The organism is Musicola keenii (assembly GCF_014855505.1).
Lineage (GTDB): Bacteria > Pseudomonadota > Gammaproteobacteria > Enterobacterales > Enterobacteriaceae > Musicola > Musicola paradisiaca.
Genome location: NZ_JAAWVW010000002.1, coordinates 289,629 through 305,846 on the forward strand (window position 1 = coordinate 289,629; position 16,218 = coordinate 305,846).

16 protein-coding genes are annotated in these 16,218 nt (G+C 53.5%); 5 read left to right on the forward strand and 11 right to left on the reverse strand.

Features of this window, described 5'->3' with window-relative positions; genetic code table 11:
- Positions 1-84: 84 nt before the first annotated feature.
- The 5 genes from potF to HEP82_RS03600 form a co-directional block, all read right to left on the reverse strand.
- Positions 85-1,194 carry a spermidine/putrescine ABC transporter substrate-binding protein PotF gene (potF, locus tag HEP82_RS03580; protein ID WP_192456814.1) on the reverse strand — a complete coding sequence of 370 codons (1,110 nt, stop codon included), beginning with the start codon at positions 1,192-1,194 and terminating at the stop codon, positions 85-87.
- A gap of 393 nt (positions 1,195-1,587) precedes the next feature.
- Complete coding sequence (locus HEP82_RS03585; protein ID WP_015853979.1) at positions 1,588-2,067, reverse strand: YbjN domain-containing protein; 480 nt, start codon at positions 2,065-2,067, stop codon at positions 1,588-1,590.
- A 120-nt stretch (positions 2,068-2,187) separates the two neighbouring features.
- A complete protein-coding gene (gene rimK, locus HEP82_RS03590) occupies positions 2,188-3,090 on the reverse strand; it encodes a 30S ribosomal protein S6--L-glutamate ligase (RefSeq protein WP_192456815.1) in 903 nt (300 codons plus the stop codon).
- Positions 3,091-3,102: 12 nt separating this feature from the next.
- On the reverse strand, positions 3,103-3,825 hold the full coding sequence (gene nfsA, locus HEP82_RS03595) for an oxygen-insensitive NADPH nitroreductase (RefSeq protein ID WP_192456816.1): 723 nt from the start codon (positions 3,823-3,825) through the stop codon (positions 3,103-3,105).
- A gap of 61 nt (positions 3,826-3,886) precedes the next feature.
- Positions 3,887-4,066: a hypothetical protein gene (locus HEP82_RS03600; protein ID WP_192456817.1), complete on the reverse strand. Its 180-nt coding sequence runs from the start codon at positions 4,064-4,066 to the stop codon at positions 3,887-3,889.
- A gap of 146 nt (positions 4,067-4,212) precedes the next feature.
- On the opposite strand from HEP82_RS03600, the gene HEP82_RS03605 reads away from it, so the two are divergent.
- Entirely contained in the window at positions 4,213-4,476 is a 264-nt protein-coding gene (locus HEP82_RS03605) for a GrxA family glutaredoxin (RefSeq protein WP_015853982.1), read from the forward strand.
- Between the two features lie 122 nt (positions 4,477-4,598).
- Here the strand turns inward: HEP82_RS03605 and ybjM are convergent, their stop codons facing one another.
- Positions 4,599-4,970, reverse strand: coding sequence for an inner membrane protein YbjM (gene ybjM, locus HEP82_RS03610; RefSeq protein ID WP_192456818.1), 372 nt, complete (start codon positions 4,968-4,970; stop codon positions 4,599-4,601).
- Between the two features lie 392 nt (positions 4,971-5,362).
- Here ybjM and HEP82_RS03615 point away from each other — a divergent pair, with 392 nt between their 5' ends.
- Both HEP82_RS03615 and deoR read left to right on the forward strand, forming a co-directional pair.
- Positions 5,363-7,051 (forward strand): aspartate:alanine antiporter, encoded by a 1,689-nt coding sequence (locus HEP82_RS03615; protein WP_192456819.1) that lies wholly within the window; start codon positions 5,363-5,365, stop codon positions 7,049-7,051.
- Between the two features lie 608 nt (positions 7,052-7,659).
- Positions 7,660-8,439, forward strand: a complete 780-nt coding sequence (gene deoR / locus HEP82_RS03620; protein WP_192456820.1) for a DNA-binding transcriptional repressor DeoR — start codon at positions 7,660-7,662, stop codon at positions 8,437-8,439.
- A gap of 36 nt (positions 8,440-8,475) precedes the next feature.
- On the opposite strand, the gene HEP82_RS03625 is transcribed toward deoR, so the two are convergent.
- Positions 8,476-9,681: a serine hydrolase gene (locus HEP82_RS03625; RefSeq protein WP_192456821.1), complete on the reverse strand. Its 1,206-nt coding sequence runs from the start codon at positions 9,679-9,681 to the stop codon at positions 8,476-8,478.
- Between the two features lie 687 nt (positions 9,682-10,368).
- Between HEP82_RS03625 and HEP82_RS03630 the strand changes: the two genes are divergently transcribed.
- Complete coding sequence (locus tag HEP82_RS03630) at positions 10,369-11,187, forward strand: alpha/beta fold hydrolase (RefSeq protein ID WP_192456822.1); 819 nt, start codon at positions 10,369-10,371, stop codon at positions 11,185-11,187.
- Between the two features lie 212 nt (positions 11,188-11,399).
- Here HEP82_RS03630 and HEP82_RS03635 read toward each other — a convergent pair whose 3' ends face one another.
- The 3 genes from HEP82_RS03635 to HEP82_RS03645 form a co-directional block, all read right to left on the reverse strand.
- Entirely contained in the window at positions 11,400-12,059 is a 660-nt protein-coding gene (locus tag HEP82_RS03635; RefSeq protein ID WP_192456823.1) for a methionine ABC transporter permease, read from the reverse strand.
- Positions 12,052-13,068 (reverse strand): methionine ABC transporter ATP-binding protein, encoded by a 1,017-nt coding sequence (locus tag HEP82_RS03640; protein ID WP_192456824.1) that lies wholly within the window; start codon positions 13,066-13,068, stop codon positions 12,052-12,054. Before HEP82_RS03640 ends, HEP82_RS03635 begins: the two co-directional genes overlap by 8 nt.
- Before the next feature lie 94 nt (positions 13,069-13,162).
- Positions 13,163-14,008, reverse strand: a complete 846-nt coding sequence (locus HEP82_RS03645) for a MetQ/NlpA family ABC transporter substrate-binding protein (protein WP_192456825.1) — start codon at positions 14,006-14,008, stop codon at positions 13,163-13,165.
- Positions 14,009-14,293: 285 nt separating this feature from the next.
- Here HEP82_RS03645 and HEP82_RS03650 point away from each other — a divergent pair, with 285 nt between their 5' ends.
- Positions 14,294-14,911, forward strand: a complete 618-nt coding sequence (locus HEP82_RS03650; RefSeq protein ID WP_192456826.1) for a glutathione S-transferase family protein — start codon at positions 14,294-14,296, stop codon at positions 14,909-14,911.
- A gap of 163 nt (positions 14,912-15,074) precedes the next feature.
- On the opposite strand, the gene HEP82_RS03655 is transcribed toward HEP82_RS03650, so the two are convergent.
- The gene (locus tag HEP82_RS03655) at positions 15,075-16,040 is read right to left on the reverse strand and encodes a LysR family transcriptional regulator (RefSeq protein ID WP_192456827.1); all 966 of its coding nucleotides are present in this window, start codon (positions 16,038-16,040) and stop codon (positions 15,075-15,077) included.
- Positions 16,041-16,218 lie beyond the last annotated feature (178 nt).

The window sequence follows — 16,218 nt, forward strand, 5'->3', positions numbered from 1 at the left end:
GCCGTTTGACTGCAACACAAATAGCACAGACAGGCGGTGTTGAAGCCGCCTGTCTGCAGGATTATGAATCAAGGCCGACGACGGTTATTTGCCGCTTTTGACCTTGGTCCACGAACGTGTAATCACACGGTCGATTTTCGGTGATTGTACCTTGAGCGTGAACAGTTTGGCACGTACATCCGCAGGCGGATAAATGTTCGGGTTGCCGCGCACCTCTTCACTCACCAGCGCTGTCGCTTCCTTATTCGGGTTCGCGTAGTACACATGGTTACTGATGTTGGCAATCACATCCGGTTTCAGCAAATAGTTGAGGAATGTATAGGCTTCATCCAGATTCTTGGCATCCTTCGGAATCGCGAAGACGTCAAAGAACGCCAGCGCGCCTTCTTTCGGGATGGCATAGCTGATATTCACGCCATTTTTCGCTTCTTTAGCGCGGTTGGCAGCTTGCATCACATCACCCGCCCAACCGATAGCCACGCAGATATCGCCATTAGCCAGATCGTTGATGTACTGGGAAGAGTGGAAATAACGGATGCTCGGACGTAATTTCAGCAGCAGGTCGGTCGCATCTTTGCTGTAATCGGATTCCTTGGTGCTGTTCGGATCCTTACCCATGTAATTCAGCACAGTGGCATAGATTTCAGCTGGCGCATCCAGGAAGGAAACGCCACAGCTTTTCAGCTTCTCCAGATTTTCCGGTTTTAGCACCAGATCCCAACTGTTGACCGGCACATCTTTGCCCAGCGCGGCCTTCACTTTATCCACGTTGTAGCCGATACCGGTAGTCGCCCACAGATAAGGCACGGCGTATTTGTGGCCCGGATCGTGCTCCTCAATCAGCTTCATCAGTTCCGGATCGAGATTCTTGTAGTTTGGCAGTTTGCTCTTATCCAGCGGCTGGAACACACCGGCGCTAATCTGGCGGCCCAGAAAACTGGCGGAGGGCACAACCAGATCGAATCCTGTGCTGCCGGCCATCAGTTTGCCTTCCAGCACTTCGTTGGAATCGAACACGTCATAAACGACCTTGATACCTGACTCTTTCTGGAAGTTCTCCAGCGTGTCCGGAGCGATATAGTCAGACCAGTTATAAACGTGCAGTGTTTTTTCTTCCGCAGTTGCGGTGACGGACGCGGCCATCAGTAAGCCGGCTAAAACACCCGAAAGCCATGTTTTACGTTGGGTGAACATCCGTTCCTTCCTCCATTCCAGGCGGTGAATTATGGGGTTAACAGCGCATTAACCGGATACAAAATGCTCTTTATCTGCGTTTATCACGCATCAAGATAAATAACCCTGTACCGGCATATTTCATCACTGAAACGATTGATCTTTAAACAAACCAGACAACAGGTTGTCTCATACTCCATACAGAAATAAAGCATAACCGCAGTGTTACAACCGCACCATACCGGAACGTAAAAAATGGGTTTTATCGATTATTTATGCAGATTCTATCTATGTGCTGCGTCAGCAAAGCACAAACACAGAAATATATTTGGCAAGATTGTGTGATAAACCGCATAAAATACGGTTTATCAAAAATAAGAAAATCTAATAGACAGCGCTTGATACGTAACGTAATCAATGCAGGCTTGGCGAGTTCAGACGACCAGCAGGGCTCTCTTCCTCCTCCCCTAAAAACAGCAGATTATTGGCGCTGGCTTCCATGATCACCATGGAGACTTGCTGCTCGGCCTGCTGCATAAAGTGGCGGAACTGTTCCAGCGTCATACCGGCACCGGCGCTGAACGTCTGGCACACAATCAGCTTGGGAAGGTTGTCGTCCTGAATATCGAGAAAAGCCTTGGCGGTCAGCGAACTGGCGTTAATCTGGCTCAACTCGCCGACCAGCGGGATCAGCGCAGTGGGTTTTACTTCGGCAATCGCGGAAAACAGGATCACGCTGTCGGCAATATCCACCTTGGCGTCGAAAACGCCATCGAAATTCTGCATATGCGGCAGATGCAGCGCCTGACAGGAATCGCACTCGAAATAAATAATGCCCAGTTGATCCAGCCACCGCCGAAGCAAATTCAAATCAGGGACGATGATTGAATCCATATTGACCGCCTTTTAAATGACTCTTTGAGAAAAAATTCCGACTTGCGGATAAACGAAACGTGCCGGCAGCGACGCCGAAACGCAGAGGAACATCCGAGCAGGCCGCCAGGGCCGAAAGTGTTACCGAACCTTGGCGGAACGGGGGACAGCGCGGTGATGCTGCTCAATGAATTCGATCATCATCCCTGCGATATCCATGCCGGTGGTGGTTTCTATTCCCTCCAGGCCCGGCGATGCGTTGACTTCCATGACCAGCGGCCCACGCTCGGCGCGTAGTATATCAACACCCGCAACATTCAGTCCTAATGTTTTTGCGGCTTTGACCGCAATTGCCCGTTCCTGATGCGTAATCCGTACCCGTTTCGCCGAACCGCCGCGATGCAGATTAGAGCGAAAATCCCCCGGTTTGGCCTGACGCTCAATCGCCGCGACCACTCGATCGCCCACCACCAGACAACGGATATCCTTACCCTGCGCTTCCCGAATGTACTCCTGCACCAGAATATGAGCGTTCAGTCCGCGAAAGGCATCGATCACGCTCTCCGCCGCCTGCTGGGTTTCCGCCAGCACCACACCGATGCCTTGGGTGCCCTCCACCAGTTTCACCACCAGCGGCGCACCCCCGACCATCTTAATCAGATCCGCCGTATCGTCCGGCGAATGGGCAAACCCGGTGATAGGCAGATCAATCCCCTGACGCGCCAGCAGTTGCAGCGAGTGTAATTTGTCTCTGGCGCGGATCACCGAAGCGGCATTATTGAGCGCAAAGCTGCCCAGCATTTCGAACTGACGCAATACCGCCGTACCATAAAAAGTAATCGCCGAACCGATACGCGGGATCACCGCATCATAATGCGTCAGTTGTCGCCCCTGATAATGAATCGAGGGCATGGCGGAATTGATATTCATATAACAGGAGAGAGGGTCGATGACGTCAACACTGTGATGATGCTCTTCTGCCGCAGTGCTGAGGCGTTTGCAGGAATAGAGCGAACCGTCCCGCGATAAAATGGCAATCTTCATAACGCTCCGCGACTATCGGGTGGCCCACCCCTGCTGATGCAGGTAGTCCAACATGAAGGGACGACGCTCCTTGCCCAGGGTGCGCCGGACATGCTCGCTCCAGTTTTCACGGCGCGTATTGCTGTCGCGATGGCGGTAATACGTCTCGATATGCTGGTCATACTCCGCCAGCAATTCGCCATCCAGCGGCCGATAGCGGTTCTCATGCAAGACCAACCCGATAGGCAGACGCGGTTTTAAATCCGGATCGGCAGCAGGATGCCCCAAACACAACCCAAAAAGCGGCAACACCTGCTGCGGTAATTGCAGTTGTCGGGTCACTTCCGCTATGTTGTTGCGGATCCCGCCGATGAACACACCGCCCAATCCTAGCGATTCCGCCGCCGTCAGGGCATTCTGCCCCATCAACGCGGTATCTACACAGCCCAACAACAGTTGTTCTGCCATCCCCAACGCCGCTTGCGGAAAAATCTGCTGATGGCGATGGAAATCGGCGCAGAACACCCAAAACTCCGCCGCCTGCCCGACCCAGGGCTGCTCGCCTGCCAGATGCGCCAGCGTCTGACGCAACACCGGATCGCTGATGCGAATGATCGAACTGCATTGCAAAAAACTGGAACTGGAAGCGCTCTGGGCGGCGGCGAGTATCGCCTCCCGCTGTGCTACGCCAATCGGTTCTGGCGTAAAAGCGCGAATCGAACGATGCCGGCACAGCAGGTCTATGGTTGGCGTCACGTCGGGTATCCTTGGAACACAATGTTGAAATTACACAGCGCGGGCGTCACTGGCGTCGTTATCATCCGGCAAACCGGGCAAATAATCCGGCATTCCCCCGCAGACTACGGCACAGATGGCGATTATACGTCACTCCCCCCATCAGACAACGCGCCGACGCACGTTTCCTCAGCGAATCATCGTCAATACGGATGACAGCAACAGGTATCGACCACTTTCTATTGATTGTCGTTGCAGGCATAGTAGCGCCGTTGTATGTATAGGCTGCGCCCCGCGATAAATAACCACCTGCCGGGGCCGTCTGGGCGTTGGCTGAATAACGATATTTCACTCGCATCGCATGTGCATGCACGCGATGCTGATTCCAAAAGTAAGTAAGGAGTTCACATGTACGCAGTAATTTTCGGACGACCGGGTTGCCCCTATTGTGTCCGCGCCAAAGAATTGGCTGAAAAACTGGCTTCGGATCGCGATGATTTCAGTTTCCGCTACGTGGATATCCACGCTGAGGGGATCACCAAAGACGATTTGTCCAAGACTGTCGGTAAACCGGTGCAGACCGTTCCGCAGATTTTCCTTGATGAACAACATATCGGCGGTTGTACTGATTTTGAGGCCTATGCCAAAGAGCATCTGGGGCTGTATCAGTAATCGGACGACGCGGAGGCGCCATACGCGCCTCTATCTCTTGTGGGTCACACCCAATCACCGACCGTCAGAAGAACCGGCAGGTTGGTGATAAAAATCAACGAAACAAAGTCCGTAAAACAAAGTCAGTGAAAATAGTGCCGGCTCACGGCCCGCAAAAACAGAAAGGCCAGCCCGCCCAACAGGCACCAGAAGACAGCCCCCACCAGATACGCCAGCTCCTGCCAGAACGATACTGGCTCGTTCCACCGCACTTGCAACAGCAGCAGGCAGATCAACGACGCTGCCAACGCACCGAGCAGGGTATATTTCAACCGCCGGCATCCGGACAGATAACAGGACACCAGCCCCGGCAGCAGGAACAGCAACATGCCCGGCTCGCCCCGAAACCCCTCACTGATTGCGACACGGGAGAGCGTCAATTTCTGACTCAGAAACACCAGAATAAACAGTACAAAACAGCCAACGACACCAACCCAACCTCTATTGTTTGTCATGCTGCCGCCTCCGCAAAATGGATGAAACGCCATCACCGCCAGCGGACATCAAATCAATGACTTCCGGCGATTGACGCAGATATCCCTGATGTGGGGTCAACGTGGTGATTTTACGCACATTCCCACCTATCACGCTGGTTGTCCGCAGGAGAACGTTCTAAAATGGCGCCGCCTGACCAGACCCGCGCTCCCAGCCCATTGCATCGCAGTCACACGGGGTTATCCGGCGTTGGCGGCACGATGGGGGAGATAACCCAGCGTATTACGTTCGAGGCCTATTCCTTTCTTTTCCATGATGGTTTCATCGCGGATAGAATCCTTATAATGTGATAAATTTAGACCACTTTATTTTTTATATCAAGAACTTACCGGTAAACAACACGTTACATCCCATGAATATAAACGTCTCTGATTTGTTAAACGGGAATTACATTTTGCTGCTGTTTGTGGTGCTTAGCCTGGGCCTTTGTCTGGGAAAACTGCGGCTTGGTTCGGTACAACTCGGCAACTCCATCGGTGTACTGGTGGTGTCGCTCCTGTTGGGCCAACAGCATTTCGCCATCAACACCGAAGCGCTCAGCCTGGGCTTTATGCTGTTCATTTTTTGCGTCGGCGTGGAGGCCGGCCCCAACTTCTTTTCCATTTTCTTCCGCGACGGCAAAAACTACCTGATGCTGGCGCTGGTAATGGTCAGCAGCGCATTGTTGCTCGCGCTGCTGTTGGGCAAGCTGTTCGGCTGGGGAATCGGGTTAAGTGCGGGGATGCTCGCCGGGTCCATGACATCAACGCCGGTGCTGGTCGGCGCCGGTGATACGCTGCGCACCGCCTTCACCGGCAACCCATTACTGTCGGTCGAGCAAGAACACCTGAGCCTGGGATATGCCCTGACCTACCTTATCGGGCTCGTCAGCCTGATCTTCGGCGCTCGTTATCTACCCCGGTTGCAACATCAGGATCTACCGACCAGCGCCCAGCAAATCGCCCGCGAGCGCGGTCTGGACACCGACAGTCAGCGCAAAATCTACCTGCCAATCATCCGCGCCTATCGGGTCGGCCCGGAGCTGGTCGCCTGGGCCGACGGTAAAAACCTGCGTGAGCTCGGCATCTACCGCCAGACCGGCTGCTACATTGAGCGGATCCGCCGCAACGGTATCCTCGCCACACCGGATGGCGATGCGGTACTGCAACTGGGCGACGAAATCGCGCTAGTGGGATATCCGGACGCGCATGCGCGCCTGAACCCCAATTTTCGTGACGGCAAAGAAGTCTTCGAACGCGATTTGCTGGATATGCGCATCGTTACCGAAGAGATCGTCGTAAAAAACCACAATGCCGTCAGCAAACGCCTGAGCCAGTTGAAGCTGACCGATCACGGCTGCTTCCTGAATCGCATCGTGCGTAGCCAGATTGAAATGCCGATCGACGACAACGTCGTGCTCAACAAGGGTGATGTGTTGCAGGTCAGCGGCGATGCCCGTCGCGTCAAAAGTATCGCCGACCGGATTGGCTTTATTTCCATCCACAGTCAGGTCACTGATCTGATGGCCTTTTGTGCATTTTTTATCATCGGCATCATGGTCGGGTTGGTCACGTTCCAGTTCAGAAATTTCTCCTTCGGCATCGGCAATGCCGCCGGTTTGCTGTTTTCCGGCATCATGCTGGGATTTCTGCGCGCCAACCATCCGACCTTCGGCTATATACCGCAAGGCGCGCTGAACATGGTGAAAGAGTTTGGCCTGATGGTTTTCATGGCCGGGGTTGGGCTCAGTGCGGGCAACACCATCAATACCAGTCTGGGAGACATTGGCATTCAGATGTTGCTGTCCGGCCTGTTGGTCAGTCTGTTGCCGGTGGTGATTTGCTTCCTGTTCGGCGCTTATGTGCTACGCATGAATCGGGCGTTGTTGTTCGGCGCCATCATGGGCGCGCGCACTTGTGCGCCGGCCATGGAGATCATCAGTGATGCTTCGCGGAGCAATATTCCGGCGTTGGGGTATGCCGGCACCTACGCCATCGCCAACGTCCTGCTGACGCTGGCAGGTTCGCTGATCGTCATCATCTGGCCGCAATTGCCCGGCTGATCTGGTTTTGTAAAGCAGTGTCAGTTTTTTCTTAAAATTTTGCGAACTTTCCTTCGCACCGGCAGTCTCAATAAATGCCACTGCTTTTCTTTGATATCCCTAAATTGAGGAGCCCGTTGTTCACGCCGGTGAGGTTCAAGAACAACGGGCCTTTTCTTATTCGCGATGCGGATCTGTCTCGGTTTTTTCCTTCGCCCCATTTTATTCCAACAAAAGTCATCACTATACGTGACGGCTATCACGGAAATTAGTCACACTAATACCTGCAAGATCGTTATAACTTTTGCATTGCAGGTTTGCTCATTCCCTTTTCCGGCGATTATATTAGTACCCCATCAGTCAGCTTATGTTGCAGCTGTCGATTAGCGCGCAGTATGTCGGACGTCATTTTGGACATCACTTTACGGTGGTCATATCACGCGCACGCAACATCGACGGCCGTATACACCGCATCCCTTCTTCACATTTTGGGCTGCAACGTCACCTAACAAGATTCCGTTTCTTCGTCCGAAAGCAAGAGGCTAACCAGCGCCGACTCGACTAACGGGCAGTTCCGCGGGACAAGAAGACAACGGATAATCACGTCTGAATTTATATCGGGGAAAATCATGGAAATGCGCCGCGCGACACGCATCAATAAACTGGCCCAGGCATTGAAAAAGGCCGACAAACTACATTTGAAAGATGCGGCTCAGTTGCTGGGAGTTTCGGAGATGACGGTGCGCCGAGATCTCAACGCCCAGCCTGACGCCTCAGTGGTGCTGCTCGGCGGATATGTTGTCAGCGATTTAAAAGTCAGCAACGCCAGCAGTTATTTCGTTTCCGATCAACAAACCAGACATGTCGCGGAGAAACGCGCTGCGGGTGAAATCGCAGCCTCATTGATTGAGGCCAATGACACCGTATTTTTCGATTGCGGCACCACCACTACCTTCATCATCGACGCCATCCCCGACGATCTACCGTTTACCGGTATCTGCTACTCGCTGAACACGTTTCTGGCGTTGCAGCACAAACCTAACGGCCGGGTCATCCTCTGCGGTGGGGAATACCATCCCGACAACGCCATTTTTACCCCGTTGGGCCGTCAACATGAACTGGATCAGATTTGCCCGAACAAGGCCTTTATTTCCGCAGGCGGCATCGACCTTTCGGCCGGCGCTACCTGTTTCAACTTCGCGGAACTTGAGATGAAACATCGGGCAATGTCGCTTTCCCAGCATGTCATCCTGGTGGTGGACGGCAGTAAATTTGGCAAACGCAAACCGGCGCGTATCGGCTCGCTGACGCTGTTTGATACGGTGATCACCAGCCACATGCCGGAAGCGTCCTACCTGCAACACTTAAAGGCCAACAGTATCAGCCTGCTGGTTCCGGACGCCTCGTAAATCACGCCCGCCGGCATCGGCTGTCGGCGGGTATTTTCAGGAAAAAAGCCCGCCAAACCAACCGGACAGTTTCATCAGAATAGCGTCCCACAACCGGCCCAACAGGCCGGCCTCCGGCACGTCGTCCATCACCACCAGCGGCCTCTGCCCGACCACGACGCCATCCAGTGTGAAATCAAGGCTTCCCACGACCTGACCCTGCTTCAGCGGCGCCTGTAGCGGCTGGGCATTCAAGGTAACATTGGCCTTCACATTTTTTACCTGGCCTTTCGGCACTGTCACCGCGGCATCTTGCGTTACCCCCAGCCGGACGCGATTTTCCGCGCCGAACCACACGCGCTGAGTGGTAAAGGGCTCATCAGTACGCACGACCGTGACGGTCTCGAAAAAACGGAATCCCCAGGCCAGCAATTTTTCACTCTCGCGAAAGCGTATCGCATCGGACGACGATCCCAACACGACGGCTATCAACCGCGTGCCGCCTTCCACCGCCGAAGACACCAGATTGTATCCCGCGCCATTAGTAAAACCGGTCTTTACGCCGTCCACCCGTAATGTGGCGCTCCACAGTAAGCGGTTGCGGTTAGGCTGATTAATCTTATTGAATGTAAAGGCTTTCTCGCTATGTAATGCATACTCATCGGGAAGATCGCGAATGAGCGCCTGCGTCAACCGAGACATATCGCGGGCAGTACTGTACTGACCGGGCGTATCCAGCCCATGCACCGTCAGAAAATGGCTATTGCTCAGCCCCAACGAAGCGGCATATTGATTCATCAATGAAATGAACGCCTGCTGGCTGCCTGCGACGTAATCGGCCAGCGCGATACTGGCATCATTGCCAGACTGAATCACCATGCCTTTATTCAGATCGGACACCAGAATCTGATCGCCCGGTTTAAGAAACATCAGCGACGAACCGCGCAACGACGGGTTGCCGTTGGCCCAGGCATCGCTTCCCACAGTGACGCGATCATCCGGCTTTATCTTGCCCGCTTTAATCGCCTGACCTACGACATAGCTGGTCATGATTTTCGTCAGGCTGGCCGGGTCAAGGCGCTCGTCGGCATTCAGTTCAGCCAACACGCGGCCGCTGGCTGCATCCATCAGGATAAAAGCTTTGGCATCAATCTGCGGTGGTGCTGAGGGTTGTTCTGCGTATGACGATGGGGAAAAGAAGGTCAGAAATGAGGCTGCCATCACCACGGTAGTAACACGATAGAATGGTGTCATTATCTTCATGCGCACGCTGTCCATGAGTCATTAAACATGAGGGAAAATTGCCGGCCGCTTCAAAGTAACCCGCCATCGCGCTGAAAGAAAAGCACGCTTCTGTAAAGATTATCAACGGCGCCTTAAATACATAACAATCAAGCCGTCAGCATAACATCTCCACCACAGGCGCACCGTTGAACGACCGGAACGTTAAACATGATACGAAGGTAGAACCGGTTGACGCCACCGGAACAGGCTGAAAAAACAGCCAATTTACCCTGCACTCACGCAGGGATCCAGCTCAACCCCACATCCGAACCACCTGACGGCCTTAATGACGCCGACGCCCAAAAACTAATTTCATTTAGAAAAAATCACTCATTGACCACATGTTCGCCATGCTCCCAGTTTTGTTTAGGTACCACATAATTTCAATGACATCCATTTTAAGATGGTTTTTTTGGTGAATTATTTTATTTTGTGAAGAGGAATAGTCTGAATAAATTATGTGACATTTATCTAATTTGAAGAGTGTGATAAATTTGTCGTTAATAAATAAAGGCAAAATCAGCGCGCAATCAAAGATAAAAAAATATCTTTTTTTTCCTTATTTTTTATCACCATCGGAAGAGAAAACAATCTATCTATAGAGCAAATTCTGCTGAACACAGATAGTGTCATCCATCAGGAAGAAAAAATAAACGGAGTTTGATTATGGGTGTAGAAAAGAACATCATTAATTGTCATGGTTGGAATGTTTATGTTGAGAAACATAATTTCCACCCGGCTAATGAGACCATTATTATGGTCAATGGTGCGCTATCCACCACTACTGCTTTTCGTGGTACCGTCAAGAGCCTCTCGGGGAAATTTAACGTTATCCTCTTTGATATGCCATTTATTGGCGAATCGCTCTCACATAACGAATTAACCAAAATTATTACCAAAGAGGATGAGGTGGATATCCTGCTGGATATTATCGAGCAGCTCCAACCGAGTTACATTTATTCGATTTCATGGGGCGGGCTGGCGACATTGCTGGCGCTGGCCCGGCATCCAGCCCATATCAAGAAGGCGATCGTGGCTTCGTTTTCTCCGCGTATCAATGAGAAGATGCGCGCCTATGTTGAGGGCGCACGCGCGTTGATGCGACAGGATCGCTACGGTGAAGCCGCCGAAATGCTGAATCTTGAAGTCGGGAAATATCTACCGCCATTAATTAAACATTTCAATTACCAATATTTGACATCTCTGCATGGCGAGGTGTTGAAACAGGTACGTTTCCATATTGAACAGGTATTACCTATTCAGGAGACTGACTATGTTGAACTATTTAGAAAAATAGAAATTGAAACACTGTTTCTTAATGGAGAAAAGGACGAATATACGACTGCCGACGATGTCAAACAGATTGGTAGTCATATTCCGAAAAGCCAATTTCAAATCGTGCCTAATGCCGGCCACTTTCTCGACATGGAAAACAGAAAAGCGACAGCGATTGTGGCCGATACTATTATTTCTTTCCTTGAGTAATTATCACGCTTGTCGGGATAAATGTTTTCACAATACCAAAATAATTCAGGTTACGGCATAGCACCCGGCTGAGGTGTTAAATCATGCAGCGGACTGCGGCGTCACAGCACTGGATCGAAGAAGAACCGAGTAATAAAGCAACGCATCTGCAACCAGCAATATTTCGGGTATATCAGGCCACCTTTCTCCGGTGGCCTGGTTATATCCGATAATTAACGACGTTCGCGTTTATCCGCCCGCTTTGACAACCCATCCCCCAGGGTCTGCACGATCTGAACCAAAATCACCAATGCAATGACCGTCACCACCATCACCTGGGTTTCATAACGGTAATAGCCGAAGCGGATCGCCAAATCGCCTACGCCGCCGCCGCCGACAATCCCGGCCATGGCGGAATAACCGATCAGGCTGACCAGTGTAATCGTCAGGCCGCGCAACAGCCCGGCGCGCGCTTCAGGCAGCAAGACGGTGCAGATGATGCGCATCGGGCTCGCGCCAAAGGCTTCCGCCGCCTCCACAATACCGGGATCCACTTCGCGCAGCGCGCTATCCACCAACCGGGCATAAAACGCAATGGCCGCCACCGACATCGGCACCGCCGCCGCCACGGGCCCGATCGTACTGCCCAGCAAGAACTGCGTCAGCGGCAACAACAACACCAGCAGAATGACGAATGGAATAGAACGGATGATATTAACCGTTATCGTGCTGAGCAGATAACAGAACCGATTTTCCCAAAACAGATGCCGATCGGTGACATAAATCAGGAACCCCAGCGGCAACCCGCCGAGGATCGCCAGCAGTGTGGAAATCCCGACCATTTGAAAGGTTTCGCCAAATGCGCTAATCAGGTCAGTCAATAACTCAGCCATGCAACACCTCCACCTGTGCCGTTCTGTGGCGAATATGTTCCACGGCCTGTGCCACCAGCGCCGCATCGGAAGGATGGGTCAGCAGCGCGACCAGAATGCCCAGCGCGCGATGCCCGATATACTCGATCTTGCCATGCAGAATGTTGACGGAAACACCGAAACGCATCGCCACATCCGATAACACCGGTTGCTCTGCCGATTCGCCAACGAACAGAATTTTCAGCAACGTCCCCTGCAACTCCTCTTTCAGGCGCGCAGGCAGTTCCAAATTCAACGTATGGGAGACTAACTGCCGGGTAAACTCATGCTGCGGCGTGGCAAAAATATCGAACACATCGCCCTCTTCCACCACCTTTCCGCCGGTCATCACCGCCACACGGTCGCAGACCGATTTGATAACGCTCATCTCGTGCGAAATCAACACGATGGTGATGCCGAGCTTTGCATTGATCTCCTTCAACAACAATAAAATCGACGCCGACGTTTCCAGATCAAGCGCCGATGTCGGTTCATCGCATAGCAACACCTCCGGGTGGTTGGCGATGGCGCGGGCGATCCCCACGCGCTGCTTCTGCCCACCGCTAAGCTGCGACGGATAAGAACCGGCTTTATCGCTCAACCCTACCAGCGCCAAAATCTCCGGCACCCGTTGCGCGATATTCTGCGTCGACTGGCCCGCCGCCCGCAGGCTAAACGCGACGTTCTGCGCCACCGTCCGGGTTTGCATCAGGTTGAAATGCTGAAAGATCATCCCGATACGCTGCCGCTCATTGCGTAGTGCCTGCCCACTGAGATCGCTGATGGTCACGCCGTTGACCACCACGCGACCGCTGCTGGGACGCTGCAACAGATTAATCGTCCGCAGCAACGTACTTTTGCCCGCGCCGCTGGTGCCTACGATGCCATAGACTTCTCCCCGGCGAATATGCAGGCTGACGTTATCCACCGCCCGCGTACCTGCCTGTTTTCCCTGCGGGAAATCCACGCAGATATTGTCTAGTTGAATCATTATCCGCAAACTCCTGCTGCTGATCGGAAAAAAACAGACAGCCGATCCATGACCGGCTGTCTTGTCAACACCCTCTCCAACGAGGGTTGAGCCATTACTGTGCAGGTGTCGGCGTTTTCGCCTTCATCCAATCTGGACGCTGGAACTGGCTGAACATGCTGGCGGGATCGTCAATCACTGCGGCATACGCCGGGGACTCCACCGCCGCCTTGATATCTTTGACGAACGGTTTGTCCACATCATCGGTACGCACCGCAATGACGTTTTTCAGGTTCTCATCCAGTGTCTCCAGCTTGATCGCGGAAGAGAGCTTCAGCCCGGCGGCGATAGCGAAATTACCGTTCACCAGCGAGGCGGTGGCACTATCCAGAGTACGCGGCAGTTGTGCCGCCTCCAGCGGACGGAACACCAATCCGCGCGGGTTATCCTGAATATCCTTCTCGGAAGCTTTGGTCGGGTCAATGTCCGCTTTAATGGTGATCAACCCCAGCGACTGCAAAAACCGCAGGCCGCGCGCCAGATTGGTCGCATCATTCGACAGGGTGACGACATCCCCTTTCTTCAGCTGATCAAGCGACGTGATTTTATGGGAATAAAAGCCCATGCTGGCGGTCGGCACCGTCAGTAGCCGGGTCAGTTTCAGCCCTTTGTCAGCGGAAAATTTTTCCAGATACAGCGAGTGCTGGAACAGGTTGGCGTCGATACTGCCGTTGGACAGCGCCAGATTAGGTTGAACATAATCACTGAACTCACGCACTTCGACCTTGTAGCCTTGCTTGACCAATTCAGGCTTGATCGCCTGTTTGACCATGTCGCCATATGGGCCGGGCGCTACCCCGAAAATAATCGTGTGCGGATCGCTCTGCGCCATCGCCAAAGAAACGCCGGAAGCCAACAGCGTCACCGCCAGCGCAGCGCGCAAGGAATGGGGGAATATCATTTATATATTGTCCTGTCTGCAAGAATAAACCACGGTTATTATTGGGAATATAAGCCGGATAAGTAAATATAAAAAAGCTATATCCATATTTCCCATGCTGCGCTTGCATCGCCTACCGAGCTTTCTACCACGGCTAAAACGTCCGTTGCATGGTGGGCCGTCACCGCCTAAGGTAGCGGAGTCATTGATGGCGGGTGAGGTGTTAATCGGGTAGGTCATCGTGATTTGTGCCGCAGGCTGCTATCTGGGCAGACGGTGGCGTTCATTGTTATAAGGAGTGGCGTGATGCTGAAAGTATGGGGCCGGGACAACTCGACCAACGTGAAGAAAGTGCGCTGGTGCGCAGCGGAACTGAATGTACCCTATGAGTGGATCCCGGCTGGCGGGCAGTTTGGCCGCAACCGTGATGCCGACTATCTGGCATTAAACCCGAACGGATTGGTGCCCTGCCTGCAGGACGACGATCTGGTGCTGTGGGAATCGAATGCCATCGTCCGTTATCTGGCGGCGCAATATGGCGCCGGTACGCTCTGGCTGGCTGACCCGAAAGCGCGCGCGGCGGCTGAAAAATGGATGGACTGGGCCATCGGCTTTTCTGAATCATTCCGTCAGGTGTTCATCAACCTGATTCGCACCGCGCCGGAACACCGCGATCTGCAGGCGGTGGCCAATGGGCAAGCGAACTGTGAAAAACTACTGTCCGTCGCCGATGCAGCACTGGCCGGGCAGGACTGGTTATCCGGCGACAACTTCGGCATTGGCGACATCCCGTTGGGGTGTTTCGCTTACGCCTGGTTCAACATGCCGATCGCGCGTCAGCCGCATCCACATTTGGAGCGCTGGTACCAACAGTTGACCGAGCGCCCAGCCTTTCAACAGACGGTGATGCTACCGCTGAGCTAATCGTTTCCCCTACGTGCGCCCACCATGGGCGCACCGGCCCTGCCCCTCATGGCGCCGCGCGTCCCCCCACCGGAACGCTGAGCGTCGGTCAGACACACCGTTAGCACAAACCGCCCATTGCCGTTTCCCAGTGTGTTTTCGCCCTGTTCCGGGACGGGAAAAATCAGCACACCGCCTGCGGCACCGAAGCTTCATTCAGGCATGCAAAACGGCGGCTCAGAAAATCGGCCAGCTTGCGCGCCGCATCACGGCCATTGTCGTCGGGCAGCATGTACCCCATCGGTGCCACATCGAAAACCAGCGGTATTTTTAGCTCGCAGAATTCGCCGGCGGCAATCGCATGGCTGATAAAACTGAGCGGTAACAGCGCGACAAGGTCATGCTGCACCAACAGCGTTTTGAACAGGGAAATAGAGCGAGTAACCAGCGGATACGCGCTGAGCGGCCAGGGAAAGTAGCGGCTGATTTCATCCATCTTTTCGCGCACCAATGAGCCGGCTGGCGCCAGAACCCAGGTTTCTTCCGCCAGTTCGCTCCAGCCCACCTCTCTGCCGGCCAACCGGTGTTGCGCGCTGGCGACCACAATGAGCCGGTCCGGCCGCAACGCCGAGAAATACCAACCATCCGGCATCTTTCTGGGAAGGCGGCCTATCACCAGATCCACCTCTTGCCGGGAGATAGCCAGCAGTTGATCCGCGCCCTCGGCTTCACGAAGTTGCACCTGAATAGTGGGGTATTGCGCATGAAACAGCGGTAACGACGGGGTCAGTAGATAGTTGATCGCCGACGAGGACGCCGCCAGCCGCACCACCCCTTCCCCCATACGCCGGTAAGCGGAAATGCACTCTGCGCTATCGCTGATCCCCTGCAGTAAGTGGCGCGCCACGGGGATAAATGCCATGCAGGCCGGTGTGGGCGTTACACCACGGGCATGGCGTAAAAACAACGGGATATCGAGCAGTTGCTCCAGATACGCCAGCGTCTGCGTGACCGATGACTGTGTGATGCCAATAGCGTCGGCGGTTCGCTGCACACTCCCCAATTCGGCCAGCTTGAGCAGGATCTGGATGTGGCGAAACTTCCCACAGGCCAGTAATCGGTTAAGTAATACAGAGGAGGTTTCGTGCATCGTCGCATTCCCATGACATACATAGCAGGATTATGCATTGACCGGTCATCGTTTTTTGCGAGGAGCGTTCATGTTTTGCGTATCCAGCCATTAGTCTGCCTAATGCCTCGCCACGCAATTTAATTCGTTTCATATCATGCGGATGTTGAGAATAAACCGTCACCTCACACGGTAGACA